18 protein-coding genes are annotated in these 17715 nt (G+C 40.2%); all 18 read right to left on the bottom strand.

What is annotated here, in order from left to right; translation table 11 throughout:
- Positions 1-52 precede the first annotated feature (52 nt).
- The 18 genes from dapG to rimP all read right to left on the bottom strand — a co-directional run bounded on the left by dapG (position 53) and on the right by rimP (position 17153).
- The gene (gene dapG, locus J7E81_RS03855) at positions 53-1288 is read right to left on the bottom strand and encodes an aspartate kinase (RefSeq protein ID WP_215040800.1); all 1236 of its coding nucleotides are present in this window, start codon (positions 1286-1288) and stop codon (positions 53-55) included.
- Between the two features lie 32 nt (positions 1289-1320).
- Complete coding sequence (gene asd, locus J7E81_RS03850; RefSeq protein WP_215040799.1) at positions 1321-2370, bottom strand: aspartate-semialdehyde dehydrogenase; 1050 nt, start codon at positions 2368-2370, stop codon at positions 1321-1323.
- A 147-nt stretch (positions 2371-2517) separates the two neighbouring features.
- Positions 2518-3117 carry a dipicolinate synthase subunit B gene (gene dpaB, locus J7E81_RS03845; RefSeq protein ID WP_215040798.1) on the bottom strand — a complete coding sequence of 200 codons (600 nt, stop codon included), beginning with the start codon at positions 3115-3117 and terminating at the stop codon, positions 2518-2520.
- Positions 3114-4016, bottom strand: coding sequence for a dipicolinic acid synthetase subunit A (dpaA, locus tag J7E81_RS03840; RefSeq protein WP_215040797.1), 903 nt, complete (start codon positions 4014-4016; stop codon positions 3114-3116). The genes dpaB and dpaA overlap by 4 nt, the downstream gene beginning before the upstream one ends.
- A gap of 156 nt (positions 4017-4172) precedes the next feature.
- Complete coding sequence (locus J7E81_RS03835) at positions 4173-4421, bottom strand: YlmC/YmxH family sporulation protein (RefSeq protein WP_215040796.1); 249 nt, start codon at positions 4419-4421, stop codon at positions 4173-4175.
- A 169-nt stretch (positions 4422-4590) separates the two neighbouring features.
- On the bottom strand, positions 4591-5829 hold the full coding sequence (locus tag J7E81_RS03830) for a M16 family metallopeptidase (protein ID WP_215040795.1): 1239 nt from the start codon (positions 5827-5829) through the stop codon (positions 4591-4593).
- Positions 5830-6069: 240 nt separating this feature from the next.
- Complete coding sequence (locus tag J7E81_RS03825) at positions 6070-7017, bottom strand: polysaccharide deacetylase family protein (RefSeq protein ID WP_215040794.1); 948 nt, start codon at positions 7015-7017, stop codon at positions 6070-6072.
- Between the two features lie 127 nt (positions 7018-7144).
- A complete protein-coding gene (gene pnp / locus J7E81_RS03820; protein ID WP_215040793.1) occupies positions 7145-9262 on the bottom strand; it encodes a polyribonucleotide nucleotidyltransferase in 2118 nt (705 codons plus the stop codon).
- A 223-nt stretch (positions 9263-9485) separates the two neighbouring features.
- The gene (gene rpsO / locus J7E81_RS03815) at positions 9486-9755 is read right to left on the bottom strand and encodes a 30S ribosomal protein S15 (RefSeq protein ID WP_024026799.1); all 270 of its coding nucleotides are present in this window, start codon (positions 9753-9755) and stop codon (positions 9486-9488) included.
- 170 nt (positions 9756-9925) lie between these two features.
- The gene (gene ribF / locus J7E81_RS03810; protein ID WP_215040792.1) at positions 9926-10876 is read right to left on the bottom strand and encodes a bifunctional riboflavin kinase/FAD synthetase; all 951 of its coding nucleotides are present in this window, start codon (positions 10874-10876) and stop codon (positions 9926-9928) included.
- A 33-nt stretch (positions 10877-10909) separates the two neighbouring features.
- Positions 10910-11827, bottom strand: coding sequence for a tRNA pseudouridine(55) synthase TruB (truB, locus tag J7E81_RS03805; RefSeq protein WP_215040791.1), 918 nt, complete (start codon positions 11825-11827; stop codon positions 10910-10912).
- A gap of 82 nt (positions 11828-11909) precedes the next feature.
- Positions 11910-12284 (bottom strand): 30S ribosome-binding factor RbfA, encoded by a 375-nt coding sequence (gene rbfA, locus J7E81_RS03800; protein WP_215040790.1) that lies wholly within the window; start codon positions 12282-12284, stop codon positions 11910-11912.
- A gap of 17 nt (positions 12285-12301) precedes the next feature.
- Positions 12302-12583, bottom strand: coding sequence for a DUF503 domain-containing protein (locus tag J7E81_RS03795; protein WP_215040789.1), 282 nt, complete (start codon positions 12581-12583; stop codon positions 12302-12304).
- Complete coding sequence (gene infB / locus J7E81_RS03790; protein ID WP_215040788.1) at positions 12580-14898, bottom strand: translation initiation factor IF-2; 2319 nt, start codon at positions 14896-14898, stop codon at positions 12580-12582. Before infB ends, J7E81_RS03795 begins: the two co-directional genes overlap by 4 nt.
- 21 nt (positions 14899-14919) lie before the next feature.
- The gene (locus J7E81_RS03785) at positions 14920-15222 is read right to left on the bottom strand and encodes a YlxQ family RNA-binding protein (RefSeq protein ID WP_215040787.1); all 303 of its coding nucleotides are present in this window, start codon (positions 15220-15222) and stop codon (positions 14920-14922) included.
- 8 nt (positions 15223-15230) lie between these two features.
- A complete protein-coding gene (gene rnpM / locus J7E81_RS03780) occupies positions 15231-15503 on the bottom strand; it encodes an RNase P modulator RnpM (RefSeq protein ID WP_215040786.1) in 273 nt (90 codons plus the stop codon).
- Between the two features lie 16 nt (positions 15504-15519).
- On the bottom strand, positions 15520-16644 hold the full coding sequence (nusA, locus tag J7E81_RS03775) for a transcription termination factor NusA (RefSeq protein WP_215040785.1): 1125 nt from the start codon (positions 16642-16644) through the stop codon (positions 15520-15522).
- 38 nt (positions 16645-16682) lie between these two features.
- A complete protein-coding gene (gene rimP / locus J7E81_RS03770; protein ID WP_215040784.1) occupies positions 16683-17153 on the bottom strand; it encodes a ribosome maturation factor RimP in 471 nt (156 codons plus the stop codon).
- Positions 17154-17715: the final 562 nt, after the last annotated feature.

Raw genomic sequence — 17715 nt, 5'->3', positions numbered from 1 at the left:
ATCTGCTGCAACAAGCAGCATTCAATAAAAACGTTCTTTCTTCTTTATTGCCTCAGAAATCATACTCAACTGTTTCTTCCTCTAATTGAAAGGCATCGTGCAAGGAATTGACGGATTTAACTAAGTCCTCTTGTTTAACCAGTACCCAAATAGTTGTATGGCTGTCTGCTGATTGCAAAATACGAATTCCATAATTTGATAAGGCTGTTACGATTTTAAAGGTGATTCCTGGTACTCCTGCAATCCCTGCACCTACTACGGAAACCTTTGCACAATGGCGCTCAACTACCGGTTCATGACCTATTTCTTTCAGGACCTGAATTGCCCGATCGGTCATTTCATCTGTTACCGTATAGACAACTCCGTTCGGAGAAATATTGATAAAATCAACACTGATTTTTTCATTTGCCATTGCTTTAAATACTTCTGCCTGAAGGTTATATTGATCTTTTTTAGCAAAGACCTTTATTTGTGTAACATTAGATACATGGGCGATCCCTGTCACGGTGCGTTCTTTAATATCACTGCCGCGATTATCTTTATTAACGGACGTGACCAATGTCCCAAGTGAATCAGAATAAGTGGAGCGAATTCGAATCGGTACTTTTGCCTGCATAGCAATCTCAACCGCTCTAGGATGAATAACTTTTGCCCCCTGATAGGCTAGGTTACATACCTCTGTATAGGTAACAACAGAAAGTGGCCGTGCGTTTTCAGCAATACGCGGGTCGGCCGTCATAATCCCTTCAACATCTGTAAAGATATCAATCCATTCAGCGTTCAAAGCGGCACCTAAAGCAGCAGCGGATGTATCACTACCGCCGCGTCCAATCGTGGTTACATCCCCATTTTTCGCAGCTCCTTGAAACCCTGCCACAACGACAACATCATTCGTCTCTAATTCCCTTAGAATTCTGTCACATTTCATTTCAATGATTTTTGCATTCGTATGATCATTATTAGTACGGAAGCCTGCTTGTGCTCCTGTTAAGGCTGCAGCGTTGATTCCGCTCTCTAGTAACATATTGGTAAAGACAATACTCGAGATAACCTCACCGCAGGATAAAAGGAGATCATGTTCCCGTTTGGATATCTTGCTAAGATTGCCGCCGATTAAGGATAAAAGTGTATCAGTTGCATACGGGTCTCCTTTTCTACCCATAGCAGAAACCACTACAACCACTTTGTAGCCTTCACTTAATGCTTTTTCAATATGGCCTTGGGCATGTTTTCTGCTTTCGTCATCTTTAACAGATGTCCCGCCAAATTTTTGTACAATTATTTTCATTTAACACCAAACCCTGCCTTTATGATGTAGCCTTATTTAACTAGACCTAATTCTACTAACCTTTCCGCAATTTGAACTGAATTCCAAGCTGCCCCTTTAAGTAAGTTATCTGAAACCACCCACATATGGAAGCCGCGGTCTTCATCAATGTCTTTTCTAATACGTCCTACGAACACATCATTCTTTCCTACGCAATGTGCAGGCATCGGATATAGTTGATTTTCTGGATCATCCTGTAAAACTACTCCAGGAGCATCCTTTAATAAAGCCTTGATTTCCTGAGCACTGACACCATCTGTTTCCACTTCAAAATAAACTGATTCTGAGTGTCCCACTGCAACAGGAAGTCTTACACAAGTTGCAGAAACTTGTAAATCAGGAAGATGCATGATTTTTTTCGTTTCATTAATCATTTTCATTTCTTCAAATGTATAGCCGTTTTCTTGAAATTTATCTATTTGTGGAATTGCGTTAAATGCAATTTGATAATGATTTTTGTCAGCTTTCACCGGTAAAATTTTAGGTTCGACTGATTCTCCCGCTAAAATCGATTTGGTTTGTTCCATTAATTCTTCAACAGCCACAGCCCCTGCTCCAGAAACTGCTTGATAGGTGGAAACTATGACCTTTTTTAAGCCGAATTTTTGACGGATTGGTTCTAACGCAACAACCATTTGAATCGTAGAGCAGTTTGGGTTGGCAATAATGCCCGTGTGTTCATGTAAATCCGCTTCGTTTACTTCAGGTACAACTAATGGCTTATCTGCATCCATTCTGAATGCACTAGTGTTGTCCACGACGATGGCACCACGTTTAACCGCTTCTGGAGCCAGTTCCTTAGACACATTACCACCTGCACTAAATAATGCAATATCAACACCTTCAAAGCTTTCAGGCTTTGCTTCTTGAATGGTAATTTCCTGTCCATTTACTTCGACTACTTTTCCAGCCGAGCGGGCCGATGATAGTAGGGTAAGTTTGCTAATAGGAAAATTCTCTTTCACTAGTGTTTGGATCATTTGTTGTCCAACCGCTCCTGTTGCTCCTACCACCGCAACGTGAAAACCTTTTTGCTGACTCATTTCTAGTTCCCCTTTCAAACCTGCACTGAACATTAGTGGTTATTCTTAAATTTACATCAGAAGGGGTTGACCCCTCTGATGAAAGATTAATTTATTTTAACATATTCTTATTAAGAAATAACCTTTTTTAGCGAAAGTGGGGGAAATTTAGTCGGAATCCTTATATCTCTCCACTAAAACAGGCTGGAGTTGTTTTCCTTCAAGCGCAGCTTCTACTGTTTGTGTTAAAAGCGGCATTCTGGCAACCATTGAATTTGGCTTATTCTCAGGATCGTCTTGACCATATGGAATAAAATAAATATTTTTGGTGGCCATTAATCTCATGAGGTTGATTCCATTTAACCCTAGAGCATCATTTGTGGAAATTCCAAGGACAACGGGTTTTAAATTCCTTAGTGTCGCCTTAGCAGCCATTAATACCGGACTATCATTCAAAGCATTTGCAAACTTACTCATCGAAACACCTGTTAAAGGCGCAATGACCATGCAATCCAGAGGAATTTTAGGACCTAACGGCTCTGCTTTTACAATCGAGTCAATGACCTTATTTCCAGTCAAGTCTTCAATTCTTTGAATCCAATCTTCCCCCTTGCCAAAACGTGTATCTGTATTTTGAACGTTAAAGGTTACAATTGGAATTACCTCCGCACCGGCTTGAACGAGTTTTTCTATTTCCGGGAATACAGCATCATACGTACAATGTGAGCCTGTTAGACCGAAGCCAATTCTTTTACCTTTTAAACTCATTTCACTTTCCCCTTTCGCTTTCCAACATCCTCTTGAAGCAGTTGGGCTAGGATATTGGCAAGTATTTGACCTGCTGTTTTAGGCGCTACAATTCCTGGTAAGCCGGGAGCGAGCAGTGCTTTTATCCCTCTCTTTTCTGCATATCTGAAATCCGTACCGCCAGGCTTGGAGGCAAGGTCGATAATGAGGGTATGGGCAGGGAGTTTGGAGATGACCATGGCTGTAACAATTAGATGTGGTGCCGTATTAATTAAAATATCGGTATCTTTTACTTCATTCACCAATTCACTTAAGTGGAATGGAGTAAGACCCATTTCTGTAATCCTTGCCAGGTGCTCGCTTTTTCGTGCCCCAACCTTTACCTTTGCTCCAAGAGCTGCAAAAGTTCTTGCTACACTCATCCCCACTCTGCCTAAACCTAGTACGGTCACATTCGATCCATGAATAGTAAAGTCTGTATGCTGAATGGCCATCATAATGGTTCCTTCGACAGTCGGGATCGAATTGTAAATGGCAACATCATCCCGTTCAAATAATTGAATCAAGGGCCGGTTTGCCACTTTTGTTATTTCATTTAAATAAGAGTTGGTGATGCCTGAATACACGGTGCAATGTTCGGGTGTTTTGCTTAAAATATCACCTGTTAAAATTACCTTTTCGTTTGAAAAGATGGTTTCTACCTGTCCTTCTAAGTTTGTTCCAGGCACTGGCAGAATCAGGGCATCCACATTGGAAAAATCAACTTCATCGAGCCTTTCTTTGACGGCACCGGTAAAGGCGTGATCAAGCTGTTCAAATCCAATAAGCGATAATCTCGCGTCTAATTCGGTTAACCTACGGATGATTTCCAGCTGTCTGGCATCACCGCCCATTACGGCTATCTGCATCCCTGTCAGCATGAAAACATTCACCTTCTTTTTTTTATAAATCCAACTTAGAATTCCTTTTACTGTTATCACTTCAACATCTTATGTAAGATTGGTTGATTCGGTGAGTTTTCCATGAAAGGAAATAAAAAAAGCCCAAGCAACGGTTATTTTGCTTGGGCTTCTTTCCTAGCGGCTATCTTCTTCTGGAACATCAATGATAATCATATCGGAACCTATTTTTTTAATATGCTGCCATGGCACTCTGACTTCCTCCCCTTGTTTACGAAAACCAAACCATTTTAGGGAGGGAATTAGCAGTGCCTGAATCTGACCTGTGTTCTCATTTATTTCTAAATCTGTTTGTCCTAACACCCCAAGGCGCTCTGCCTTTTTTACATCGACAATTTCTTTCCCGCTTAATTCACTTAACCTCATAGCCTTAACCCCCCACCATCACTTTTTCTATTAGTGTATAAAGGGAGGACAAATTTTAGAATAAGAAAAGCGAATTCGCAGGTTTAGCAAGCAAGTTCTAAGCTGCTAGGAGTTTGAACTAACATGACAGAAAAAGAGGTATCCACTAAAACTGGGATACCTCGTTCCATTAAGCTAATTTATTTGGGAATTCACCGTTCGGACTAATTAAAGTTACCGAGTATTTGTCAGTAAAGATGTCTCTTGCCATTCCATCAACACTCTTTTTCGTAACCGCATCGATCTGCTCGATAATTTCATCGAGTGAGCGATGGCGTTTTAATAGAAGCTCATTTTTTCCATTACGGCTCATGCGGCTATTGGTGCTCTCTAAACTCAACATCAAACTGCCCTTTAATTGTTCTTTGCTATTTGTAAGTTCCTTTTCGGTAATACCATCTTGTTTTAACTTATCTAACGTTTCTTGAATGGTCTCAAATAAGAGGTCCAGCTGTTTAGCCCCGGTTCCTCCATAGACTGTCAAAATCCCGCTATCTAAATAGGCTGAATGGTACGAGAATACAGAATAGGCCAGCCCTCGTTGTTCACGTACCTCTTGAAATAACCTGGAACTCATGCTGCCGCCTAAAATATTATTTAAGGTAATTAAACTATAAACATCCTCATGTCCAACCTTCAAGCCTTCAAAACCAATACAGAGGTGAGCTTGTTCAGTTTCTTTCTTTCTGGAAATTCGGTTTGAATGAAAAACAGGGATATTCTCAGGTGCTTCCTTTGAATCACCTTGGTAAGAACCAAAATAATTTTCAACTTCCTTAATAAAACTCTCGGATACATTTCCGGCAATCGAAATAACGACATTTTCGGGTGTATACCGCTGATGAATATATTCCTTTAATGACTCACCTGTAAATGTATTCAAGGTTTCTTCGGTCCCAAGGATCGGATATCCAAGCGGATGATCTTCGAATACTGCCCTGCTCAACAAATCATGAACAATATCATCTGGCGTATCTTCATACATTTTGATTTCTTCCAAGACAACATTTCTTTCTTTGTTTAACTCTTCTTCGACAAAAGTAGAGTTAAAGAACATGTCGGCTAATACATCTAAGGCAAACTTAGAATGGGTATCCAGTACTTTTGCGTAGTAGCAAGTATACTCCTTCGATGTAAAGGCATTTACTTGACCGCCAATACTATCAAATGATTCAGCAATTTCCTTTGCTGATCTTGTTGTTGTTCCTTTGAAGAACATATGTTCAAGGAAATGAGAAATACCATTTGTTTGCGGATCCTCATTCCTAGAACCTGTTCCAATCCATACACCAATCGCAACTGACCTTACGGTAGGGATATTTTCTAGAACAATTCTTACTCCGTTTTGGCAAGTGTACTTATTAATCATTGACTTCCTCCTGTCTATACAGCGAAACTTCAAACAGCAAGGGGATGCCCCACTGCCTAAACTAATCGGACTTTTACAGGCAGCTGGCCCCCGCCTATAGAATATCTTCCTCTAAGTTTTCAAAAGCTGTTGTCTTCTTATTCATGTTTAGTAGGATTAAAATGCAGACGCTGCTACTCCAATTATTTATTATACTTACTTAAATGTATTTTCTCCAATTTCTGAGATAATTTGCCTTAATTATTTTATTATTCTTTCCTCATCCATTAATTCACTAACCGTACCTATGTGCAAATTCTTTTTTTCAATTAACGTAATTAACCGATCTAGAGATTTTGCTGTCGCTTCAGTAGGGTGCATAAGAACCATTGAGCCTTTGTCAATTTTAGAGATAACTCGATTAATCAAAACGTCTGGAGACGGCTTTCGCCAATCAACTGTGTCAACCGTCCACATCACTGTCTTCATGTTTAAATCATGAGCAATTTTAACCGTTTCATCACGGTAGCTCCCGCTTGGCGGTGCAAACCATACACTTTTTTCACCTGTGGCGGCTTCTATAATTTCATTTGTTTTGATTATTTGTTCTTTTGCTTTCGCGGCGGTCAGCTTGCTCATATCTGGATGTGAATAGGAATGATTTCCTACCTCATGACCAGCACTAACAATCATTTTGGCGAGTTCAGGATTTTTTTTTGTCCAGTTCCCTTCAAGAAAAAAGGTGGCCGATACGTTATGCCTTTTTAATGTTGCAAGCATATCGGATAAATATTCATTTCCCCATGCTACATTTATAATAAACGAAACCATTGGTTTATCAGGATGGCCTTTATAAATAGGAGTGGGCGGCAAATTTTCAAGATGCACTTTTGGTTTTGTTTGGACGAATACAAGCTTTTGCTCATCAAATTCGCCTCTTTCCTTCATCTTTTTATAGGACGCTGCAATATCTACTTTCATTCCATTATATCCAGGAATGGCCTTCCAAACAGGATCAATCTTTGCATCGGAAGGCGGGACTTCATATGTATGTGCATTTTTTACTATTTTTTGATACAGAGGATCTGTCTGCTTCACGACCGGAAGTGCAGATTCTGTTAACGATGCTATATAGTCTTCAACAATAGGATTGTTGACGGAAAACCAAGCTGCTAAACAAATGACAATTAAAATACCAGCCTTTTTCATCTACCATTCCCCCTTCCTTAAAGATTATGTCTAAAGAGGACAAGGTAGAACATTAGAAATCTAAGCCGGTTTACAAAAAAAAGCCAGGGATTCCCTGACTTTTTTCCTTTTACCTATGACTTCAACATTACTGTTTTTCTTCGGCCTTTTCACGCTGTTCTTTTAAAACTGCTTTACGAGATAGGTTTACTCGGCCTTGCTTGTCAATTTCCGTTACCTTTACCAAAAGTTCATCGCCAATTTTCACGACATCTTCCACTTTTCCTACTCGCTCTTCAGCAAGTTCAGAAATATGAACAAGACCGTCTTTTCCAGCGAAGATTTCAACAAAGGCGCCAAACTTTTCAATCCGCTTAACCTTACCAAGGTACATTTCGCCTACTTGAACTTCACGGACGATATCTTCAATGATTTTCTTCGCCTTTTGGTTCATTTCTTGATTAGTAGAGGCAATAAAGACTGTACCATCTTGTTCGATATCAATCTTAACGCCGGTTTCTTCAATAATCTTATTGATTTGTTTACCGCTTGGTCCAATAACATCACGAATCTTATCTGGATTGATGGTCATCGTTAAGATTTTTGGAGCAAATTGCGATAGCTCTGTTCTTGGTTCCGTAATCGTAGCGAGCATGGAATCCAAGATATGCATTCTGCCCACTTTTGCTTGTTGCAAGGCCTCTTCTAAAATCTCACGAGAAAGACCTTCAATTTTAATATCCATTTGAAGAGCTGTAACACCCTTTGCTGTTCCAGCAACCTTAAAGTCCATGTCCCCAAGATGGTCTTCCATTCCTTGAATATCAGATAAAACCGTATAATGCTCACCTGATTTAACTAGTCCCATCGCAATCCCGGCAACTGGAGCCTTGATCGGAACACCGGCATCCATCATCGCTAGTGTACTTGCACAAATACTAGCCTGTGATGTGGAACCATTGGATTCAAGTACTTCAGAAACAAGGCGGATTGTATATGGGAAATCCTTTTCGGACGGAATCACTGGTTCAAGGGCACGTTCTCCAAGTGCACCGTGTCCAATTTCACGACGGCCTGGACCACGGATCGGACCTGTTTCCCCTACACTAAAGGATGGGAAATTATAGTGGTGCATAAACCGTTTTTCCTCTTCAATTCCTAATCCATCAAGGATTTGAACATCCCCCATTGCCCCAAGGGTACAAATACTTAATGCTTGAGTCTGTCCACGGGTAAATAAACCGGAACCGTGCGTACGAGGTAATATGCTTACCTGGGAGGACAATGGGCGAATTTCATCTATTTTACGGCCATCAGGACGTACCTTTTCAACCGTAATTAACCGGCGGACTTCACCCTTAACAATCTTGTCCAAAATTTGCTTAACTTGCTTCATATCTTCATCGGTAGCTTCTTGTTCTTCGTATTTGGCTATAACTTGGTTTTTAACCTCTTTAATGGCATCCTCACGAGCATGCTTTTCTTGAACCTGAATCGCTTTTACCATGTCAGCTTCGCAAAGTCCTCGAACCTCAGCTTCAAGTTCTTGATCGATTTCATATAAGCTGATTTGTCGTTTTTCTTTTCCAATTTCAGCGACAATTTTTTCTTGGAACTCAATTAACCGCTTGATTTCATCATGACCAAACATGATGGCTTCAAGCATGATTTCTTCGGGAACTTCCAAAGCCCCTGCTTCTACCATGTTAATCGCATCTTTTGTGCCGGCAACCGTTAAGTGAATGTCACTTTTTTCCGCCTGCTCAACTGTTGGATTAATAACGAATTCATTATTTACACGTCCAACTACAACACCCGCAATTGGCCCCTCAAAAGGGATATCAGATGTACTAAGTGCCAACGAAGAGCCGAACATAGCAGCCATTTCCGTTGAGCAATCTTGATCAACGCTCATGACAATGCTGATAACTTGTACATCATTTCGGAACCCATCAGCAAAAAGCGGACGAATCGGACGATCAATCAAACGGCTTGCTAAAATGGCCTTCTCACTTGGTCGTCCTTCCCGTTTAATAAAGCCGCCAGGGATTTTACCAACCGCATATAGACGTTCTTCGTAGTTAACTGTTAATGGAAAAAAGTCGAGGTTTTTTGGCTCTTTTGATGCAGTAGCAGTACTTAATACGGCTGTATCTCCATAACGGACCAACACTGCACCGCTTGCTTGCTTCGCTAATTGGCCAATTTCAACCGTTAATTTACGGCCGGCCCAATCCATAGAATATTCATGTTTTATTTGTTCCATATTTTTACCCCTCTCTAACTAAATCCTTAGAAGGATGATACGAAAGAAAAACCCTCTCGGTTAATCATCAAACTAATTCTAACTCATATAAAAAAAGCCTTTAAAGCTTATTGTTTAAACCAAATTATTAATAGTATGCACAGAAAAGCTTAGACTTAAAATTATGTATAAAAAAAATGTTTTTTTGCTAACAAAAAAGCGGGAAAAATCCCGCTTCTGTTAACTAACGACGTAGACCAAGCTTATTAATAAGTACACGGTAACGTTGAACATCTTTATTACGTAAGAAAGTTAAAAGATTACGACGTTTACCTACCATTTTCAAAAGACCGCGACGTGAGTGGTGATCTTTCTTGTGTGTACGTAAGTGCTCGTTCAAATTATTAATTGATTCTGTAAGGACAGCGATTTGAACTTCAGCAGATCCAGTGTCGCTTTCATGAGTTTTGTACTCATTGATAAGTTCGTTTTTACGTTCTTGAGTGATTGCCATCCGGTTCACCTCCTAAAATTTTCATATCCCCTGTTACCGAGCAAGCGTCGGAGACTCGACTTGCCAAGTAAAGGTTTGTTTTAATACGTATTTAAGAATACATGGTTTTACGGCAAAATGCAAGTTAAAACCTGAACATATTGTAGGAAATCCTTCTTTTTGCCAAGAAGTTAGAAAGAATGTCGATTTTTCTCAAAATAGGCAAGTGCGTTTTGTTTATCTTTTTCAATCTGGGCAACCAGTTCGTCGATACCAGAAAATTTCTGTTCTTTACGAAGGTAAAGATGCCATTCAATTACTACCTCATTGCCATAGATATCCTCATTATAATCAAACAAGTGAACTTCTACAGAAAGTTTTAATGATTCTTTGTTAAAGGTAGGTTTATAGCCAACATTACATACTCCATCAAACCAGCGCTTAGCAACCTTAAATCTAACGGCATAAACACCAGTTGGCGGAATTATATATTCGTCATAAAGATCAACATTGGCTGTAGGAAAACCGATTGTCCGCCCGCGTTTATCTCCGTGGACGACAATTCCTGTTGTCGTATAGAAGCGACCAAGTAGAATCGGAAGCTCCATCGTTTCACCTTCCTTGAGCAGACGGCGGATTCTTGTGGAACTTACCTTTTCATTCCCTTGCACATATTCCGGAACAACCGTATAACTAAATTGATCTCGTGAGTGAAATGGCAAGGTCTCCATCGTTCCTTTCCCCATCCTGCCATAGGTAAAATCAAATCCCGCCACAACGTGTTTAACATTTAGACCAATCACATATTGGTCAATAAATTCTTGTGGTAAAAGAGAGGCAAATTCTGGGGTGAACTCAATTATAAATAAATAATCAATCCCTAACTCTTCAATGATTGTCACCTTTTCAGATAAGGGGGTAATATAGTGAACATGCTGTGTATTCTTCCCTAATACAACGGATGGATGAGGGTCGAATGTCATCACAGCGCTAGATAGAGCTTTTTCTTCCGCCTGTCTTTTTGCCTCAAGAATTACTTGTTGATGTCCGAGGTGGACACCGTCAAAATAACCTAAAGCCATTGCTAAAGAAGGGAACTCTGCATCAATATTAATGGGGTAACTAAGCCGTATTACTTCCAATGAAACTCACCTTTTCTATTCCGTACCTTATTATTAACGATCGTTTCGTAACACCTTAACGGGTTTGAGGAGATCTGGCTTGCTAGGATGCTTAGCATAAATAGCTAGTGCCGTTCCATCGTCCGTTTCAGCGATAATTGGTCCGTTAATTGTTTTTAAATGATCTGGTATTTGTAACAGTGCACCATTTTTCACTTTCTCTGCTACTGTATCATTAATACGAAATTTCGGCAAATGAGAGAGTGCGGTTTCTAACGGTCTTAAAACGTTCGAAATCGTCCCCTCTTCCATACACTTTTCAATGTCTTCAAAGGTTAAACAATCCTCCAAATGAAAACTGGCTGATTGAATTCTTTGTAAATAGGACATATGAGCAGGAAAACCAAGAATCTCCCCAATCATCACCGCTAACGTACGGATATAGGTTCCTTTGCTGCAACGAACCTGAAAACGAAATGAAATGGTTTCTCCCTCAAATTGCTCTCGTTCATCAAGTAATTCAATGGAGTAAATGGATACCACTCTTGTTGGCCGTTCCACCTCTATCCCTTTTCGGGCATATTCGTAAAGACGGACACCTCCTACCTTAACGGCTGAATACATGGGCGGTGTTTGTTCAATCTCCCCTGTCAATGTTTGCAGCACCTGTAGAATTTCTTCCCTTGTAATCACGCGATTAACCGCTTTACATTCTACTACCTCACCAGAAGAATCTTCCGTTGTCGTGGAGAATCCAATTGTTACTTCCCCTAAGTAGGCTTTTCCAGCATCTGTTATGTATTCCGCTACCTTTGTGGCTTTGCCAATACAAATTGGCAGGACACCCGTAACGTCTGGATCCAACGTACCGGTATGACCCACTTTTTTTGTTTTTAATATTTTCCGCAGCCTAAAAACGCAATCATGGGATGTTAATCCGGCGGGCTTATATAATGGCAGTATTCCTTCCATTTAACTTCTCCTTTCTTTCCATATGATTATCTACTATTTTTAACGAACCATTAAAAAAAGGGATAGACATGATGTCTATCCTCTATTCTTCTTCGTGCTTTTCATACGGTTTATCATCGTCCGTATGCAATTGATGTAGAAGGGTTTCAATTCGATTTCCGTAATCGATTGATTCATCCCATTCAAAGATGATTTCAGGTGTTTTACGAAGGCGGATACGGTGACCTATTTCGGTTCGGATAAACCCTTTTGCTTTAGCTAGGCCTTTTAATGTATTCTCCTTTTGCTCGTCATCACCTAAAACGGATATAAATACTTTAGCTTGTTGAAGATCTCCTGTAACTTGAACATCTGTAACGGTCACAAAACCGATCCGCGGATCTTTAATTTTGCGGCCGATAATGTCACTAAGTTCTTTTTTCATTTGTTCTCCAACACGATTTGCTCTGTGGCTCATTGCATTCACCTCTTAACTTAAAGCCATTCTATCTCGGTGATCGTTCTTTCTATTTCTGGAAATGAGTCGATTAGTTTGAATGCATTTTGCAATTCCTGCTCGGTAGCTACCCGCGTAGAGGTAACGACTGCAATAGCAATTTTTGTTCTTTGCCAGGTATCTTGATAATCTACTTCTGCAACAGATACATTAAATCTCTGTTTTAACCGGGTTAGAATCCGTTGCAGCACTGCCCGTTTTTCTTTTAATGAATGGGCATTATAGATTAAGCATTCACATTCGGCTACACCAACAATCATTTACGCTCAATTTCTTCCATTACATATGCCTCAATGATATCTCCTTCTTTAACATCATTGAAGTTTTTAATTGTGATTCCACATTCGTAACCTTGGGCAACTTCTTTAGCGTCGTCTTTAAATCGTTTCAAAGCATCAATTTGCCCTTCAAAGATGACAACACCATTACGGATCAAACGGATTCCGCTGTCACGAGTGATTTTACCATCGGTAACATAAGAACCAGCAATCGTACCAACTTTTGATACCTTAAAGGTTTGACGAATTTCAGCCTGACCAATAATTTTTTCTTGGAATTCTGGGTCAAGCATCCCTTTCATTGCTGCTTCAATTTCCTCAATTACTTTATAAATAATCCGGTGCAGACGAACATCGACTTTTTCAGCCTCAGCCGCACGTTTTGCATTTACATCCGGACGAACGTTAAAACCAATTACGATCGCATTTGATGCAGCCGCAAGAGAAATATCAGATTCATTAATAGCACCAACGCCATTATGAATGATTTTAATATTAACACCTTCCACATCGATTTTCTGCAGGGAAGCTGCTACGGCTTCAGCGGATCCTTGAACATCAGCTTTTAGAATAATGTTTAGATCCTTCATTTCACCTTGCTTCAACTGCTCAAATAGATTATCCAGGCTCACAATTGACTTTTCACCGCGATGGGCTGCTAATGCCACTTGGGCACGGGCTTCACCAATTTGACGAGCTGTTTTTTCGTCTTCAAATACGACGAAACGATCCCCTGCTTGCGGTACATCATTCAAACCTGTGATTTCAACAGGAGTAGATGGTCCTGCCTCTTTCACACGGCGTCCTTTATCATTAACCATGGCACGAACACGGCCAAATGTATTTCCAACAACGATTGGATCACCTATTTTTAGTGTACCATTTTGAACTAATAATGTTGCAACAGAGCCGCGTCCTTTATCTAATTGGGCTTCGATTACTGTTCCAACTGCATTCCGGTTAGGATTTGCTTTATATTCTTCTACTTCGCCGACAAGCAGAATCATTTCAAGCAGGTTGTCGATACCTTCTCCTGTTTTTGCGGAAAGTGGTACAAAGATAGTATCCCCACCCCATGCTTCTGCTACTAATCCATGTTCAGTTAATTCCTGCATAACACGGTCAGCATTGGCAGCTTCTTTATCCATTTTATTAACTGCGACAATAATTGGTACTTCTGCAGCTTTTGCGTGGTTAATCGCTTCAACCGTTTGTGGCATTACGCCGTCATCGGCTGCTACCACAAGAATGGTAATATCCGTTATTTGAGCACCACGGGCACGCATCGTTGTAAAGGCAGCGTGTCCAGGAGTATCTAGGAAGGTAATTTTCTTACCATTTTCAACAACTTGGTAAGCACCGATATGCTGGGTAATTCCACCAGCTTCGCCTTCTGTTACCTTTGTGTTCCGAATGGAATCAAGTAAGGTTGTTTTACCATGGTCAACGTGACCCATAATGGTTACAACCGAAGGTCTCTCCACTAAGGTTTCTGGTGCGTCTTCTGTGAAATACACTTCTAAATCTGTGGTATCGATTTTAATTTCTTCTTCTACTTCAACGCCATACTCACCAGCAATTAATTCAATCGCATCTTTATCAAGCACCTGATTGATGGTTGCCATTACGCCAAGTAAAAACAGCTTTTTAATGATTTCAGATGGTTCACGATAGATTTTTTTCGCTAATTCTCCAACCGTTAAAGATTCTGTAAAGGTAATTTTTGCTGGAAGCTCTTTTTCCTTTTTCTTAACAGGCTGAGAATGTTGAACTGGGGTATGAGATTTCTTTTTATTATTATTACGATTTTGGTTATTATTGCGATTTTGGTTATTATTATATGGTCTAGCCTTAGCTTTATCAGCATTATTAAATACTTTATTTTCTTTTGATTGAGTTTCTTGGTTTTGCTTTTTGCCTTCCACCTTCTTTGGTGGTGAGACAACTTTCACCTTGCTAGGAGCTGTATTTTTATCTGCAGCTTCTTCAAATGCTTTTGGTGATCTCGCCTGTACTTGAGGTTTTTGACCTGTTTGCGCAGGTCTTGAATTTTGACGGTTTTGCTGCCCTCCTGGACGGCTATTTGAACGGTTTTGCTGACCACTATTTTGTTTTGGCTGGGAAGTAGAACCTTCTGCCTTTTTGTTATATGTGGCATCCAGCTTTTTTACATCTGCATCTTCTATTGTTGCCATATGATTGGATACCTCTATATTCATTTCTTTTAATTTATTTATTATTTCTTTGCTTGAAATATTGTGTTTCTTTGCGTATTCATATACACGGATTTTACTCATTTTGTTTCACCCCCGCTAGATTTAATCGAGCAACGTTACCAATTTCTTTGCAAATCCACCATCCAAAACAGCTACAACAACGCGGGCTTCTTTGCCAATTGCCTGACCAAGAAGATGACGATTTTCCACCATTTTTAAAGGCACATGATAAGAATTACATTTATCTGTAAATTTTTTCGTTGTATTTGCAGATGCATCTGCGGCTATTAAAATGAGTTTTGCCTTATTGTTTCGAATTTCCTTAAGGGCAAGTTCCTCACCTGATATGATTTTACGTGCTCGATTGGCTAAGCCAAGCAATGACATCCATTGATTGTCCTTCATTTGGATAGTCAGTTCTCCTTCTCTATTAACTCAAGTAGTTCTTCATAGATCGAATCATTTATCGGTACCTCTAAGTGATTAGATAAGGTGTTTTTTTTCTTGGCTAACAATACAGCTTCTTTGTTCAAAGAAAGGTATGCACCACGGCCGGATTTCTTTCCAGTCAAATCGATTGAAACTTCCCCTTCTTTTGAACGAACGATGCGAACGAGTTCTTTTTTCGGTTTCATTTCACCGGTTGCCACACATTTGCGCATAGGAACTTTTTTTCTAGTGTTCACTCGTCATTCACCTCACCTAATCATCTAACTCTTCATCAAAATCAAAATCATTTTCGACTTGATCGTCGAATAGTCTGATTGTTTCCTCACGTGGATAAATTCCTAATTCCCGTGCTTCTGTTTCTGATTTAATATCAATTTTCCAGCCGGTTAATTTGGCAGCAAGGCGGGCATTTTGTCCGCGTTTCCCAATAGCTAGTGAAAGTTGATAGTCAGGTACTATAACCGTGGTTGCTTTATCAGCTTCGTTTACCATAACATCAAGCACCTTAGATGGGCTTAATGAATTAGCCACAAACACCACTGGGTCATCAGACCACTTAACAATATCAATTTTTTCACCCTTTAATTCATTGACAACAGCCTGAACGCGGGTTCCTTTTGGACCAACGCATGATCCAACCGGGTCAACTTCAGGATTATCGGAATGTACAGAAATTTTCGAGCGATCCCCTGCTTCACGGGCAACGGATTTAATTTCCACTGTACCGTCATAAATTTCCGGAACTTCAATTTCGAATAATCGTTTTAATAACCCCGGATGCGTACGCGATACAAAAATCTGTGGTCCTTTGGTTGTTTTTTCAACCTTTGTAATAAAAACTTTGATACGATCGTGCGGTTTGTATCGTTCATTCGGCATTTGTTCATTTACGGGCAGTAAAGCTTCAATTTTTCCGAGGCTGACATAAATAAATTTTGAGTCTAGTCTTTGAACGATACCCGTCATAATATCTTCTTCACGGTCGATAAATTCAGAATAAATAATTCCCCGTTCTGCTTCTCTTACACGCTGGGTAACCACTTGTTTTGCTGTTTGTGCCGCAATCCTGCCGAAGTCTTTAGGTGTTACTTCCATTTCGACAACATCTTCAACTTGATAATTTGGGTTGATTCGTTGGGCATCTTCGATCGATATTTCCAGACGAGGATCAAAAACTTGATCAACTACCTCTTTACGTGCAAAAACACGCATAGAACCTGTTCCTAAATTTAAATCGATGCGGACATTTTGAGCCTGATTGAAATTTCGGCGGTATGCTGAAATTAGTGCTGCTTCAATGGCGTCCATTAAAACATCCCTGGAAATGCCTTTCTCTCTTTCCAGTATTGTAAGAGCATCTAATAATTCGCTGCTCATTTGCTTGTATCCCCCTAATCCTTATTTAATTTTCTTTTTTATGAAAAGGTAACAGCCAAACGTGCACTTGCTACTTTTTCAAATGGAATTTGTATTGATTTTTTCCGGGTTTTAATCTTAATTTCAACGGTAACATGTTGGCCATCAAAATCCACTAAAGTGCCCTCGAACTTGTTTTCCCCATCGATGGGCTCATAGGTTTTGATAAAGACATTTTTACCTACAGCCTTTTCAAAGTCTTTTGCCTTTTTTAATGGCCTCTCTGCACCTGGGGAGGATACCTCTAGGAAATAGTTATGGGGAATGGGGTCTAATTCATCCAATTTCTCACTCAGCCGTTCGCTGACGATACCACAGTCCTCGATATCTACACCGGCATCCTTATCGATATATACGCGAAGAAACCAACTTTTTCCTTCTTTCACGTACTCGATTTCCACTAACTCTAATCCAAGCTCTTGAAAAATTGGTGCAGCCAGCTCTTCAACAACTTCCGTTACTTTGCTCATGCTTTACCTCCTTTTCTCTATTATTTCACCCAAATTCTATGTAGTTCACGGAAAGTTTTATCAAATATAAAAAACAAATAGTAAACAAAACCAAGATGCATTTAAAGCAGCTTGGTTACATAACGAAAGAGTGGGTTTCCCCACTCTTGAACTCGAGAGTATTTCTTAGTATTTCCAATAAAACTATACCATAACCATAGTTTATATGCAAACACCAAAAGCGAAAGCGCCTTGCTCAAGGGCGACAGGCATAAGACGAGCCGGCGGAAAGGTTGCTCTTTAACCTTTCTGTCGGATTGGCTTATGACCCCGAGCCCTTAGGCGCTGCAGCTGGATAATCAAAAGCGAAAGCGCCTTGTACAGGAGCGACAGGCATAAGACAAGCCGGCGGGAAGGTTGTTCTTTAACCTTCCTGACGGATTGAGTTAAATGTGGAGGCGACTGTCCTGGGACGAAAGCATAAGACGAACCCTGCAAGAAGGCGCTTTTTGCCTTCTTCAGAGGGTGGCTTATGCTTCGAGTCCCAAGGAGCCGCAACTGGATAAGCTTATGACCCCGAGCC

It is taken from the genome of Bacillus sp. ISL-18, assembly GCF_018613415.1.
Lineage (GTDB): Bacteria > Bacillota > Bacilli > Bacillales > Cytobacillaceae > Neobacillus.
The sequence above is the reverse complement of the archived record's forward strand: the minus strand, read 5'-3'. Positions and strand labels throughout refer to the sequence as shown.